Origin of the sequence: Exiguobacterium acetylicum DSM 20416, from assembly GCF_000702605.1 — a bacterium.
Taxonomy (GTDB): Bacteria; Bacillota; Bacilli; order Exiguobacteriales; family Exiguobacteriaceae; genus Exiguobacterium_A; species Exiguobacterium_A acetylicum.
On the sequence record NZ_JNIR01000001.1, the window covers coordinates 2,375,079 to 2,387,928 of the forward strand.

Consider the following 12,850-nt stretch of genomic DNA (forward strand, 5'->3'; position numbering starts at 1 on the left):
CCCCTTCCCCTTCTCATAACGAAAAGGACGAAGGGGATGACGGTCACCCGCGCTCTGGGTAGAGTGGGAAACGACCTGTCAAAGCAACGACACGCTCGCGTGCTTGTGCGAGAACGTCTGCTTCTTCTGGATGGTTCAAGACGAGTTCGATCAACTCGGCGATTTCTTTCATCTCGGCTTCCTTGAAGCCACGTGATGTCATCGCTGCCGTTCCAATCCGGATACCACTCGTGACGAACGGGCTCGCTGGATCGAACGGAATCGTGTTCTTGTTGACCGTGATGCCGGCTTCGTCAAGTGCATGCTCTGCGAGTTTCCCTGTGATACCGAGCGGTTGTAAGTCGACGAGGAGCAAGTGATTGTCCGTTCCGCCTGAGACGATCCGGAGTCCACGCTTCGTCAATTCCTCACCGAGGACTTTTGCGTTCGTGACGACTTGACCGATGTAGTCCTTGAACTCTGGTGCAAGAGCTTCACCGAACGCGACAGCTTTCGCGGCGATGACATGCATGAGTGGACCACCTTGGATGCCTGGGAAAATGGCTTTATCGATTGCTTTCGCATGCTCTTCTTTACAGAGGATCATCCCACCACGTGGACCACGCAACGTCTTATGCGTCGTCGTCGTGACGAAGTGTGCATGCTCGACTGGGTTCGGGTGCTGACCTGCTGCGACAAGTCCAGCGATGTGTGCCATGTCGACCATCAAGTAAGCACCGACGCTGTCTGCGATTTCACGGAAACGTTTGAAGTCGATGACACGCGGATACGCCGATGCGCCCGCGACGATTAATTTTGGTTTATGCTCTTCTGCTAATTTCGCGACGACATCGTAATCAATCATCTCTGTCTCTTGATCGACACCGTATTCCACGAAGTTGTACTGGACACCGGAGAAATTGACGGGGCTACCGTGCGTCAGATGGCCACCGTGCGAGAGGTTCATCCCGAGGACCGTATCGCCCTGCTCGAGAATCGTGAAGTAAACCGCCATGTTCGCTTGTGCACCCGAGTGTGGTTGCACGTTCGCGTGCTCCGCACCGAAGATTTCCTTCGCGCGGTCGCGTGCTAAATTCTCAGCGAGATCGACATACTCACAGCCACCATAATAACGACGACCTGGGTAACCTTCTGCGTACTTGTTCGTCAAGACGCTGCCTTGTGCTTCCATGACAGCTTGCGAGACGAAGTTCTCGGATGCGATCAATTCGATGTTATCCCGTTGACGACCTAGTTCCTGGCGCATTGCCGAAAAGAGTGCCTCATCTTGTTGTTTCAGATACGTAAGCGGTGTTTGTTCCATCTGAATTCCCCCATTTCATTTCGATAGACCTATCTTAACACGAATGTTTCGTTCCCGGCATCCCTAAAAAGAACATCAAAAAAGCAAGGGGTGCGCAACCCCTTGCATCAATCATTCGTATTTAGCACGTGCTCCACCGATTAATTTCGGTCGTGTCACGGCTGCCGTCACATGTGCCTCACCGATTTCCTTGTGCGGCAAGCGCACTGGAATCGCGACAGCTTTCAAGTGCATGCCGATGAACGTATCGCCGATATCGATTCCGGCGTCTGCCTGAATCGCTTCGACGACGACCGGTGCCGAGAAGCGTTGATACGCAGCACTCGCCATCGATCCACCTGCTTCCGGAACGGGAACGACCGTTACTGGATCAAGTCCGAGTCGTTCTGCCGTTTGCCGCTCAAGTGTCAATGCTCGGTTGATGTGCTCACAGCCTTGGAAGGCAAGATCGACTTGATGCGACCGACGAAAGGCATCGAAGACATCGAACAAGGCGTCCGCGACTTCCGGTGAACCAGCTTTGCCGATTTGTTTACCGATGACCTCACTCGTCGAACAGCCGATCACGAGCAATTTTCCTTTTAAGGAAAATCGTTCATCCAGAGCGTTCAGTGCTTCTTCTAAATCGTGCTGGATGCGTGTCAAGTCCATTACTTCACCTCATAATCTGAGATTTTGCAAACGCGGTTCTCATGACGCCCGCCTTCGAATTCCGTTTCAAGCCAAAGTTGTGCGATCTCACGAGCCAGTCCTGGACCGATGACGCGTTCGCCCATCGTCAAGATGTTCGAATCGTTGTGCTGACGCGTCGCTTTCGCACTGAACGTATCATGGACGAGTGCTGCTCGGATGCCCTTGACCTTGTTCGCTGCGATTCCGATCCCGATGCCTGTTCCACAAATCAAGATACCACGATCAAACTCTCCGTTCGCGACTGCCTCAGCGACTGGAATCGCGACATCCGGATAATCGATCGAGTCGGCTGAATGCGTACCGAAGTCCGTATAGTCGATGCCGAGCTCTTGTAAGAGGTCGTTGATTTCTGCCTTTAACTTAAAACCGCCATGATCCGCGCCGATTGCTACTTTCATCTTTACTATTCCCCCGTTTGTTTAGGTTGTTTTTTCGGAAGTTTCCGTGCATCCGGAGCTTTTCTTCCGTTTCCGTTCTGCGTCAATTTTAACACAAGACGGTTGACGAGGGGTTCGAGTTCATTGCGTACTTGACGATAGACATTCATCGATCCGCCGTACGGGTCGTTGATATCCCGTTCAAGCCCTGTCACGTATTCATATAAGGTGAACGTCCGTTCCTTCAGTTCCGGATACCGTTCACCGACTTCCTGCTTGTGCTGACGCGTCATCGTCAAGATGATGTCAGACCAACGTCCGAGTACATCATCAAAGACTTGCGTATAGTGCTCGAGTTCGATACCGCGCTCACGTAACACTTGTAAGGCGTTCTCGGACGCATCAAATCCTTGCATCGAACGTAGTCCTGCTGAACGGACGTCGAATTCCTGATCAGCGACCTTAGAGCGTAGTAACGCCATCGCCATCGGGCTACGGCATGTATTTCCTGTACAGATGAATAAAACGCGACGTGTGCTCATCTCCGTATCCTCCTTCTTCAAGGGCGAATGACCCGACCACCTGCTGCTTTATGGAGGCGGTTGCGGACCGCAAGCCCCACCCCTTCTTCTGATAGGTCTCGTACAAAAATCTGATCCACCGTCGTCTGATCAAATCGCCGTAAACAATCGTAAAGACGTTGTGCCGCCGTCTCCATCGAGTTACCAAGGAAGCAGCGAACATCTGCGTCGACATCCTCCCCATCAAACAGGAGAACGCCCGTCTTGTGTCCGGTTTGTCGTGCATCATCGATGAGTTGCTGTAAGAATGAAAGATCTCCCTCAACTACGGACAGTGTTGCTTCCGGTGCATAGTGAGTATATTTCATCCCGGGTGCCTTCGGTGTAACATCTTTCATCGATAAGGCAGGATCGAGTGTGACAGGACCGATGACCGACTCGATTTGTTCGCGTGTCACGCCGCCCGGTCGTAAAATCGCCGGTGGCGTCATCGTACAATCGATGACAGTCGATTCGACCCCGATGCCCGTTTCCCCTCCATCGACGATCGCAGCGATGCGTCCCGAGAGGTCATGTGCGACGTGCGCAGATGACGTCGGTGAAGGTTTTCCGGAACGGTTGGCACTCGGTGCTGCGAGACCCAACCCTGTCGCCTCAATCAAGCGAAGCGCGAGCGGATGGTCTGGCATCCGTAATCCGATCGTATCTAGTCCTGCTGTGACGAGTGTGGATGCGGTGCCGTTCGATTCGAGGATGATCGTCAAGGCTCCTGGCCAGAACGCCTCCATCAAACGTGCCGCAACATCTGGAATGTGCGTGACGAACTGATGTGCCTGTTCTACGGATGCGACGTGGACAATCAGTGGATTGTCAGAAGGTCGACCCTTCGCGGCGAAGATTCGCCGAACAGCCGCTTCGTTCGTTGCGTCCCCTGCGAGACCATAGACAGTCTCGGTCGGCATCGCCACGACCTCTCCTTCCTGCAATAACCGAACTGCTTCATCCATCGTCTGTAAGTCAATCATTTCCGTCTTCACGCTGTACAATCCTTTCGTTCCGCATACACGATACGGTCTTTACCGTTTATATCTTTTAAAATACCCGTTTCCGCATTTGGATAACGTTCTTTTAACATCATTTGCACTTCTGGTCCTTGATTGTGTCCAATTTCAAACGCAATCAGTCGGAAATCGTCGCGTAGGACCCGTCCACTCTCTTCGACGAGACGTCGGTAAAAGACGAGACCGTCTTTTCCGCCAAACAGGGCGAGATGCGGTTCATGATCGAATACGACTTCACTGAGTAATTCCTCTTCCTCGATATAAGGAGGATTCGAAACAAGCACCCGCACGGAATTATCCGCAAGTGGCGCTAGTAAATCTCCTTCAAGGAACGTCACGTCTCCACCAAGCGCTGCTTGATTTTGCTTCGCGACCGTAATAGCGGCCGGTGAAATATCGACAGTCGTGACCGGTTGCTCGAGTTCGAGGGCGAGCGTGATTCCGATCGCTCCACTCCCAGTTCCGATGTCGACGATCTGTCCCGCGGTGAACGACTCACGTTTGAGACGCTCCGTGACGAAGACGATCAACTCTTCCGTTTCCGGTCGTGGAATCAAGACATCCGGTGTGACACGGAAATCCCGCCCATAAAACGGCTGATAGCCGATTAAATGCTGAACGGGCACGCCGTGAACATGAGCAAGCAAGTATTCACTGAACCGTAAATCCTGCTCTGGTGTCAATTCATCGGATAGACGGACAAGGAGTCCGGTCCGGTCGACATCCAAGACGTGCATGAGTAACCATTCGGCACTTGAACCCTCGCGTCCTGCTTGTTCCATCATCGTTTTTGCCTCATTTAGACGTTTTGCGATCCGCATCAGTTTGCCGCCTCCGATGCCCGTGCCTGATGTTCCATGACGAGCGTATCGATGACTTCATCCATCTCGCCTTGCAAGATTCGGTCAAGCTTTTGAATCGTCAATCCGATGCGATGGTCCGTCACGCGATTTTGTGCGAAATTATACGTCCGGATTCGTTCCGAACGGTCACCCGTACCCACTGCCGACTTTCGTTTTTCATCATATTCAGCTTGATGTTCGCGTTGAATCTTATCGTAGACACGCGCGCGCAAGACCTTCATCGCTTTTTCCTTGTTCTTGATTTGCGACTTCTCATCCTGACAGCTGGCGACGATTCCCGTCGGCACGTGCGTGACACGGACAGCGGACTGTGTCGTATTGACGGACTGGCCACCCGGTCCACTCGACGTAAACGTATCGACTCGGACATCCTTATCGTGGATTTCGACTTCGACATCCTCTGCTTCAGGCAACACAGCGACGGTTGCCGTCGATGTATGAATCCGTCCACCGGATTCCGTTGACGGAACGCGTTGGACGCGGTGTGCCCCGTTCTCGTACTTCAACTTCGAATAAGCACCCGTTCCTTTGATAATGAAGATGATCTCTTTGTAGCCACCGAGTTCCGTGTAGCTTGCATCGATGATCTCAATCTTCCAGCTCTGTTTCTCAGCAAACTTCGAGTACATCTTGAAAAGGTCACCCGCAAATAAGGCTGCCTCGTCTCCGCCTGCCGCACCACGAATCTCGACGATGACGTTCTTATCGTCATTCGGATCCTTCGGTAATAATAAAGCTTTCAGCTTGGCTTCGAGCTCTTTGATCTCCGGCTCAAGCATCGCGACTTCTTCCTTCGCAAGGTCGCGCATCTCAGGATCCGTTAACATCTGGCGTGCCTCTTGATAAGCTTCCATCTTCTCGCGGTAGACGCGATAGGTCTCAACGGTCGGCGCAAGTTGTGACTGCTCCTTTGAGACCTCTCGCAATTGATTCGTATCATTGATGATGGCTGGATCAGCCAACATATCATTCAGTTTTTCATAACGGTCCTCTAACGCACTCAATCGATCCAACATCTCGGTCATCCTTCCTGGCGGTTCTTCTGTCGTCAGTATAGCAAATATTGCGATCGATGGCGTCATCGTCTTCTTGAAAAGAAACGTTGACAGACGGGTTTTAAATTCCTATAATTGGTGTATTAATTGAATTAGTACACTTAAGGAGGTGAAGAAATGTTCACCGTTGATCCGAAAAGTCCGTTACCGATATATGAACAGTTGGTCGCTCAAATCATCCGCTCGATTGCCCGTGGTCTACTCCGCTCCGGCGAACAGATGCCATCCGTCCGTGAACTTGCCGGTACACTCCTTGTCAATCCGAACACTGTCTCCCGCGCCTATCAGGAACTCGAGAGCCGCAACTTCATCGTCACGATGCGCGGTAAAGGCTCCTTCATCTCAGACATCCCACTTCATGAAGTCAAACAAGCCGCCATCCAAGATCCACTCATCCGCCTTTGTGCCATCGCCGACGAATTATCCATCTCAAACGAAGAACTTTATCAACACATTTTACACATAAGGGAGGATTCCTCATGTTGACCGTTTCTCATCTGACGAAACAAATTGACCGTACCATGATTTATGAAAATGCATCCTTCACCCTGCCGGCAGGAACGATTACTGCCTTGATTGGTCGTAATGGTGCCGGAAAAACGACATTACTGAAAACACTCGTTGGAGCGCTCGAGCCGACCCGCGGGAAAGTCGAATGGAATGGTGAGTCGATCCATCACGTTCCGAAGACGCGGGAGCACCTTTTCCTCGTTCCGGATTCTGTTTCCGTCTACCGCCAGATGACGCTCGGTGAACTGATCAACTTCTACCACGTCTTTTATCCGAACTTCGAGAAGACATATATCGAAAACTACTGCCGCTCGTCGAATCTCGATCGCGGACGTCGCGTCACTTCTTTATCGAAGGGACAAGCCCAATTGTTCCTTCTCCAACTCGCGTTTGCAACGAATGCCCCCGTTCTGTTGCTCGATGAACCAACCGATGGACTTGACCGGATCAATAAACGTGATTATCTGAAACAACTCGTCTCGTTACTTGCGGAGCGTCAGACAGCCGTTCTGATTGCTTCCCATCAACTCGAAGAACTCGATTCCCTTGCCGACCGCGTCATGACGATCGAAAAACACCTCGTCCGCGAACCGAAGGCACTCGATGATGCCAAAGCTAGCATGCAGAAATGGCAAGTCGTCTACGAAGACGTTCCAGAGCTCAGTCATGCCGATCTCCACGTCTTATCCCAAACGGGTCGGGTCGTGACGTTACTCGTCTTATCCGATGCAGGCGCGCAGTATCTTGAAACGACGCGTCCTCTATTAAAGGATGCTTTGCCGGTGCAGATGGAAGATTACTTCTTAGGGACATTTGGAGGGAAACGACATGGTTAAGCAATTGATCCGCTATCACATCAAGCAAGGCATCTGGCCACTCGCTTGTTTTATTCTACTGGCGATCTTCAGTTATGGGTTCGGCAGTTATACCGTTATCAATGAATTTGAAAAATACGATGTGTCTCAGCAACCCGAGCTACTCAACACCGTACTCGTCAGTCCGTTTTTCGCTGGATTCGCTGCAATTCTGATTGCGGTCTTTGCAATCCTGATGCTCGGTTCGGAGCGTGGGAGTGGTCGCAGCCTGATTTTACATGCGTTGCCGTTCCCGAAGGTCTGGCTGTTCTGGATCAAATGGGCGATTGGCGTCGTGACGTTGATCGTCTTCCCGATCATCGGCTTTTTCGTCAGTTGGTCATTACTGCAAGGATTCGGTATCAATCCGTTTGATTACGTCACGTGGTCGTCACTCCTTCAAGATTTTGGTCTATTCCTTCTATTTGATGTGACGATTTTAACAATCTTCTTATTCGCCGGAACAGTTGCCGGTGACATCATCGGACAACTGTTACTCGGAACGTTCTTCTTGTTCTTGAATTACTTCACGTATTTCAGTATCTATGCTATCGGTCAACTGGGTTTTGGCGTGGGCTATGAAGAGTTAGACAAACCAACAAGCTTTTTGATGACGATCACGACGCCATTTGCGCTCTTCTTCGAGTACAATACCGATTTCAACATCACCTATGCTGTGTTGTTCAGTTTAGCCTTGACGGTCATCTTACTGATTTTCGGTAGTCGTCTCTATGTCAAAGGTGCGAACGAACGTCTCGGGCGTTTCACGATTTTCCCAAAATTACATCCAGCACTCATCATCACCTTCTCGATCTATACGACAATCCTACTCGCGGGAATCATCGGTCTGATTTCGTCCGAGAATCAATTCCTGTACTGGCTCGCAATCGCGATTCTCGCCTGGCCGACGTTCAGCTCTTATCGTCGGATGATTGGGTGGAGTCGCTAATGCAACGAATGGACCTTCTGAAATGACTTTTCAGAAGGTCCATTTTTTTGTCATCGATTCTTCACAAAGCTTTACAAACGATAAACATGGATTTCACATTCTATCCGTAAGGTGGAGTTTGTAGGTCGTATCGATCATCAAACCCCAGCACCTTTCGAGGAGGAACCCTTATGAAATTAAAACGTATCATTCCGATTTTTGCCTTATCAACCCTTTCCCTCAGTACGATGTTCTCGATGCCTGAAGCAGAAGCAAAGACGAAACCTGTTAAATCACCGGAAATCCGGAACGTCATCTTCTTGATCGGCGACGGGATGGGGGTCTCGTATACATCAGCACATCGTTACTTAAAGAACGATCCATCGACACCGGTTGCTGAAAAAACAGCGTTTGACCAATACCTCGTTGGTCAACAGATGACTTATCCGGAAGATCCGAAGGAAAACGTCACCGATTCCGCCTCCGCAGCAACAGCGATGTCATCCGGCATCAAGACGTATAATGCAGCGATTGCCGTTGATAACGATAAATCGGAAGTCAAGACCGTCCTTGAAGCAGCGAAAGAACGTGGTAAGTCAACAGGACTCGTTGCAACATCGGAAATCACGCATGCGACACCTGCTTCGTTCGGTGCTCATGATGAGAGCCGAAAGAACATGAACGCGATCGCAGACGATTACTTCAAGGAACGCGTCAATGGGAAGCATAAAATTGACGTCATGCTCGGTGGCGGTAAGTCGAACTTCGTCCGTCCGGATGTTGATTTGACGAAAGCATTCAAAAAAGACGGTTACAGTTACGTCACGGATCTGGATCAATTGCAAGGTGATAAAAACAAACAAGTCCTCGGTCTGTTCGCAGATGGTGGATTACCAAAACGGATTGACCGCGAAAACTCGGTCCCATCACTTGAACAAATGACGAACTCTGCCATTAAGCGACTCGACTCGAATAAAAAAGGATTCTTCCTGATGGTCGAAGGTAGCCAAGTCGACTGGGCCGGTCATGACAATGATATCGTCGGTGCCATGAGTGAGATGGAAGACTTCGAGCGGGCATTCAAAGCCGCGATCGCATTTGCAAAGAAGGATAAACATACACTCGTCGTCGCGACAGCTGACCACTCAACGGGTGGATATTCAATCGGTGCAGATGGCATCTATAACTGGTTCGCTGAACCGATCAAAGCGGCAAAGAAAACACCTGACTTCATGGCGCAAAAAATCGTCGATGGTGCGGACGTCCGCAAGACGTTGACGACGTATATCGATCAGGACAAACTCGCCTTGACGGACAAAGAAATCGATAGCGTCTCCCGCGCTGCTGAATCGAAGAAATTACTCGAGATCGATAATGCGATTGAAGAAATCTTCAACGAACGCTCGCATACAGGCTGGACTACAGGTGGACATACAGGTGAAGACGTACCGGTCTATGCGTTCGGTCCTGCTAAAGAACGTTTCGCGGGACAAGTCGACAACACGGATCACGCGAAAATCATCTTCGATCTCTTGAAATCGAAGAAATAAGGAGAATGTTCATGAGACAGATACTTGCTACTTTGATGCTCGGGACGGTGCTCGCTGGTTGTGGCACTTCAGCATCACAAGACACACCAAAAGAACCAGCGTCTGCGAAACAGGAGCAGCCGGTATCGCTTGAAAAAACAAGCGCCTACGTTCCAAACCCGCAAATTCCAGACGATCGCGATTTGACAAAAATCGATCAGACCGTCACGGATGATAAGGGCGACCTGACGCTTAAACAATTCAAACGAGTGAACGAAACACGGAAGATTGGTCCGATCGAGATGACGATCGAAGAGATCAAAGTCTTTCATGCTCGCCCAAGCTACGGCATGATTGATTTCTTCCACGGTTTCACGCACGATGAATCCTTCGACTTGATCAAGACACGCGTCACGATCAAGAATACGAGTGATGAACCGGTCACGTTCAATCCGGTCGCCCACTTTAAGCTCGGTGCCGCAACTGAAAAGACGCTTGAAGACGACGTCTATTTAGAGTCGCTCGCGAAGACATACGCTCCGTCCGAATCACGAAGCGGTAACTTCGGCTTCATTTTGGAACAACCGGTTGATTCGATTGAACTCTTAACAAGTGACGTCCTAGATAAAAAACAAGATGTCCTCAAAAAAGGCACGACATTTTCGACGTCTCTTCGTTAACACTCATTCCTGCTTTTACGCTCCATCTGTTTTTTCGGGTCATGCCCGGACGACAGGTGGAGCTATTTTGATGCCTGCAATCGTTCCATGCTACACTAAAAGCACTATTTGAATGCAAAGGACGGATGATATGCCGAAGTATTTAAACATCTACCATGAGCTCGCGCAACGTATTCAGGAAGGGACACTTCCTGCTGAGACGAAGTTGCCGTCAGAAACAGAGCTGATGCAGGAGTTCGAAGCAAGTCGCGGAACGGTCCGAAAAGCGATTGATGCCTTGCAAGAGAAAGGCTTCGTCCGCAAACACCAAGGGAAAGGTGTCTTCGTCCTGTCGCAAGAAGCGATTGAGTTCCAATTCAATGGGATCGTCAGCTTCTCGGAAGCCCATCGCCGGATGGGGCGACATGTCGTTGAAACGGATGTAGTGTCTTGCGAAGTCCTCTCCGCCTCTGCTGAGCTCGCTTCGTTATTACATGTGGCACAAGGAACGAACGTGACACGCGTCGAGCGCATTCGTCAAATTGATGGTGAACGGGTCATCCGTGACATCAATCATTTCGTGACCGCACTCGTGCCTGGACTGACTACTGACATCGCTAAAGGTTCGATCTATCAGTACATCGAAGAGACACTTGGTCGGCAGATCAGCTACGCAAAACGAAAAATCGAAGCTCGCCCTGCGACAATGGAAGACCAAGAACGACTCGACCTTCACGATATGACGCATGTCATCGTTGTCACGAACGATACGTATTTCTATGAAGGACAACATTTCGAACGGACGGAATCGCGTCACCGGCTCGATAAGTTTCAGTTCACTGATATTGCCCGTCGTTGAATATAGGCTGCAAGATGAGGGAATTCGTAGATGACGGATTCTCTCTTTTTTATTCTCCCCAACTTATCTATATAAGTTCTTGACCAACTTATATAGATAAGTTAAGATAAGTGTGCGCAGATAAGAAAACGTTTTCATTTTAAAAGTGGTCGAGTATGTCACTTCCAAAAAGGAGCATCGAGATGAAACCAAACTATCGTCAGATTGCAGAGCAAATCATTGAGAACATCGGAGGTAAGGAGAACGTTGAGCAGGCAGCTCACTGTGTCACCCGTCTTCGTTTAACGCTTAAGAATCAAGAGCTTGTCGATCAAGAAGCCTTACTTGAAGTTCCGCTCGTCAAAGGCGCGTTCTTGAACGCGGGTGTCTATCAAATCGTCATTGGTGCCGGAGACGTCGACCGGGTCTATGCAGAATTCATTCAATTAACCGGTTTACAGGCAACAACGATCGCAGATGTTAAATCGTCTGGCGCTGCCAAGATGAATCCGTTCCAAAAGTTGATCAAAGTCTTTTCTGATGTCTTCATGCCTATCATCCCGGCGATCATCGTTGCTGGTCTCTTAATGGGAATCAATAATCTATTCGGTATCGAGTTCGGTGGCAAGACGATGATCGATCGTTATCCGAACTTACAAGGACTTTGGGATCTCATCAATATGATGGCAAACACCGCCTTCGTCTTCCTGCCGGCACTCGTCGGTTGGTCAGCGACGAAACGCTTTGGTGGAAGTGAGATTCTCGGAATCGTCATGGGTCTGATGCTCGTTCACCCAGATCTCTTAAACGCTTGGAACTACGGACAAAGTGCTCTAAAAGGTGAAATCCCGACATTCAACATTCTCGGTCTCTTTGAAATTGAAAAAGTTGGCTATCAGGGACAAATCCTCCCTGTGCTCGCCGCTGCTTATGTTCTCAGTACGATTGAACGTTGGCTCAAACAACGCGTACCGAATGCGATTCAATTACTCGTCGTACCGATTACGACGATCACGTTGACCGGCTTCCTCGCTCTTGCCGTCATCGGACCGGTCACGCGTCAAGTCGGTGACTGGATTACGATCGGTGTCGTCAATACGTTCGAAGCTGTTCCGTTACTCGGTGCCTTACTCTTTGGCGCACTCTATGCGCCGCTCGTCATCACTGGCATGCACCATATGTTCATCGCCGTTGACCTACAGTTGATTGGACAAAGTGGCACGACGTTCATCTGGCCGATGATCGCGATTTCGAACATCGCTCAAGGTTCAGCAACACTTGCGATGCTTTTCCTTGCGAAAAACGTCAACGATAAGAATATGGCGTCGACGTCGGCACTCTCTGCTTACTTCGGGATCACGGAACCAGCGATGTTCGGGGTCAATCTCCGGTTCAAGTATCCGTTTTACGCAGCACTCGTCGGCTCTGCCATCGCGTCAGCTTTCATTGCCGTCAGTGGCGTTCTCGCTCCTGCGATTGGTGTTGGCGGACTACCAGCTTTCATTTCGATCGTACCAGGCTCGATTTTATCGTTCATCGTCGGCATGGTGATCGCGATCATCGTCCCTGTCGCCTGTACGTTCCTGTTCCACTATGTCTCAACGAAACGCGCAAAAAAAGCTGCCCTGAAAAAAGCAGCGTAATTCTAGAAAGGTGTGT

Annotated in this window: 14 protein-coding genes; 7 read left to right on the forward strand and 7 right to left on the reverse strand. The window is 50.1% G+C overall.

The window, feature by feature from the left end; genetic code table 11:
• Positions 1–43: 43 nt before the first annotated feature.
• From glyA to prfA, 7 genes are all read right to left on the reverse strand, one after another.
• The gene (gene glyA / locus P401_RS0112510) at positions 44–1,303 is read right to left on the reverse strand and encodes a serine hydroxymethyltransferase (protein ID WP_029342751.1); all 1,260 of its coding nucleotides are present in this window, start codon (positions 1,301–1,303) and stop codon (positions 44–46) included.
• A 111-nt stretch (positions 1,304–1,414) separates the two neighbouring features.
• Positions 1,415–1,954 carry a TIGR01440 family protein gene (locus tag P401_RS0112515; protein ID WP_023469511.1) on the reverse strand — a complete coding sequence of 180 codons (540 nt, stop codon included), beginning with the start codon at positions 1,952–1,954 and terminating at the stop codon, positions 1,415–1,417.
• Complete coding sequence (gene rpiB / locus P401_RS0112520; protein WP_029342752.1) at positions 1,954–2,394, reverse strand: ribose 5-phosphate isomerase B; 441 nt, start codon at positions 2,392–2,394, stop codon at positions 1,954–1,956. Before rpiB ends, P401_RS0112515 begins: the two co-directional genes overlap by 1 nt.
• Positions 2,395–2,399: 5 nt before the next feature.
• Entirely contained in the window at positions 2,400–2,915 is a 516-nt protein-coding gene (locus P401_RS0112525; protein ID WP_029342753.1) for a low molecular weight protein arginine phosphatase, read from the reverse strand.
• 17 nt (positions 2,916–2,932) lie between these two features.
• Complete coding sequence (locus P401_RS0112530) at positions 2,933–3,931, reverse strand: L-threonylcarbamoyladenylate synthase (RefSeq protein WP_029342754.1); 999 nt, start codon at positions 3,929–3,931, stop codon at positions 2,933–2,935.
• Complete coding sequence (prmC, locus tag P401_RS0112535; RefSeq protein ID WP_029342755.1) at positions 3,928–4,776, reverse strand: peptide chain release factor N(5)-glutamine methyltransferase; 849 nt, start codon at positions 4,774–4,776, stop codon at positions 3,928–3,930. Before prmC ends, P401_RS0112530 begins: the two co-directional genes overlap by 4 nt.
• Positions 4,776–5,834, reverse strand: coding sequence for a peptide chain release factor 1 (gene prfA, locus P401_RS0112540; RefSeq protein ID WP_029342756.1), 1,059 nt, complete (start codon positions 5,832–5,834; stop codon positions 4,776–4,778). Before prfA ends, prmC begins: the two co-directional genes overlap by 1 nt.
• A gap of 156 nt (positions 5,835–5,990) precedes the next feature.
• On the opposite strand from prfA, the gene P401_RS0112545 reads away from it, so the two are divergent.
• From P401_RS0112545 to treP, 7 genes are all read left to right on the forward strand, one after another.
• Entirely contained in the window at positions 5,991–6,359 is a 369-nt protein-coding gene (locus P401_RS0112545; protein WP_029342757.1) for a GntR family transcriptional regulator, read from the forward strand.
• Entirely contained in the window at positions 6,353–7,219 is an 867-nt protein-coding gene (locus P401_RS0112550) for an ATP-binding cassette domain-containing protein (RefSeq protein WP_029342758.1), read from the forward strand. The genes P401_RS0112545 and P401_RS0112550 overlap by 7 nt, the downstream gene beginning before the upstream one ends.
• Positions 7,212–8,186, forward strand: a complete 975-nt coding sequence (locus P401_RS0112555) for a hypothetical protein (RefSeq protein ID WP_029342759.1) — start codon at positions 7,212–7,214, stop codon at positions 8,184–8,186. The genes P401_RS0112550 and P401_RS0112555 overlap by 8 nt, the downstream gene beginning before the upstream one ends.
• A gap of 170 nt (positions 8,187–8,356) precedes the next feature.
• Complete coding sequence (locus P401_RS0112560) at positions 8,357–9,715, forward strand: alkaline phosphatase (RefSeq protein ID WP_029342760.1); 1,359 nt, start codon at positions 8,357–8,359, stop codon at positions 9,713–9,715.
• Positions 9,716–9,726: 11 nt separating this feature from the next.
• Positions 9,727–10,374 carry a DUF4352 domain-containing protein gene (locus tag P401_RS0112565; RefSeq protein WP_029342761.1) on the forward strand — a complete coding sequence of 216 codons (648 nt, stop codon included), beginning with the start codon at positions 9,727–9,729 and terminating at the stop codon, positions 10,372–10,374.
• A gap of 130 nt (positions 10,375–10,504) precedes the next feature.
• Positions 10,505–11,212, forward strand: coding sequence for a trehalose operon repressor (gene treR / locus P401_RS0112570; RefSeq protein WP_029342762.1), 708 nt, complete (start codon positions 10,505–10,507; stop codon positions 11,210–11,212).
• A 182-nt stretch (positions 11,213–11,394) separates the two neighbouring features.
• The gene (treP, locus tag P401_RS0112575; protein ID WP_029342763.1) at positions 11,395–12,834 is read left to right on the forward strand and encodes a PTS system trehalose-specific EIIBC component; all 1,440 of its coding nucleotides are present in this window, start codon (positions 11,395–11,397) and stop codon (positions 12,832–12,834) included.
• Positions 12,835–12,850: the final 16 nt, after the last annotated feature.

Excerpts from the sequence above, each read along its gene's own strand:
- glyA (WP_029342751.1), bottom strand. The coding sequence starts at position 1,303 with ATGGAACAAACACCGCTTACGTATCTGAAACAACAAGATGAGGCACTC.
- P401_RS0112525 (WP_029342753.1), bottom strand. The coding sequence starts at position 2,915 with ATGAGCACACGTCGCGTTTTATTCATCTGTACAGGAAATACATGCCGT.
- P401_RS0112555 (WP_029342759.1), top strand. The coding sequence starts at position 7,212 with ATGGTTAAGCAATTGATCCGCTATCACATCAAGCAAGGCATCTGGCCA.
- P401_RS0112560 (WP_029342760.1), top strand. The coding sequence starts at position 8,357 with ATGAAATTAAAACGTATCATTCCGATTTTTGCCTTATCAACCCTTTCC.
- P401_RS0112515 (WP_023469511.1), bottom strand. The coding sequence starts at position 1,954 with ATGGACTTGACACGCATCCAGCACGATTTAGAAGAAGCACTGAACGCT.
- P401_RS0112565 (WP_029342761.1), top strand. The coding sequence starts at position 9,727 with ATGAGACAGATACTTGCTACTTTGATGCTCGGGACGGTGCTCGCTGGT.
- prfA (WP_029342756.1), bottom strand. The coding sequence starts at position 5,834 with ATGTTGGATCGATTGAGTGCGTTAGAGGACCGTTATGAAAAACTGAAT.
- P401_RS0112550 (WP_029342758.1), top strand. The coding sequence starts at position 6,353 with ATGTTGACCGTTTCTCATCTGACGAAACAAATTGACCGTACCATGATT.
- treR (WP_029342762.1), top strand. The coding sequence starts at position 10,505 with ATGCCGAAGTATTTAAACATCTACCATGAGCTCGCGCAACGTATTCAG.
- rpiB (WP_029342752.1), bottom strand. The coding sequence starts at position 2,394 with ATGAAAGTAGCAATCGGCGCGGATCATGGCGGTTTTAAGTTAAAGGCA.
- treP (WP_029342763.1), top strand. The coding sequence starts at position 11,395 with ATGAAACCAAACTATCGTCAGATTGCAGAGCAAATCATTGAGAACATC.
- P401_RS0112545 (WP_029342757.1), top strand. The coding sequence starts at position 5,991 with ATGTTCACCGTTGATCCGAAAAGTCCGTTACCGATATATGAACAGTTG.
- prmC (WP_029342755.1), bottom strand. The coding sequence starts at position 4,776 with ATGCGGATCGCAAAACGTCTAAATGAGGCAAAAACGATGATGGAACAA.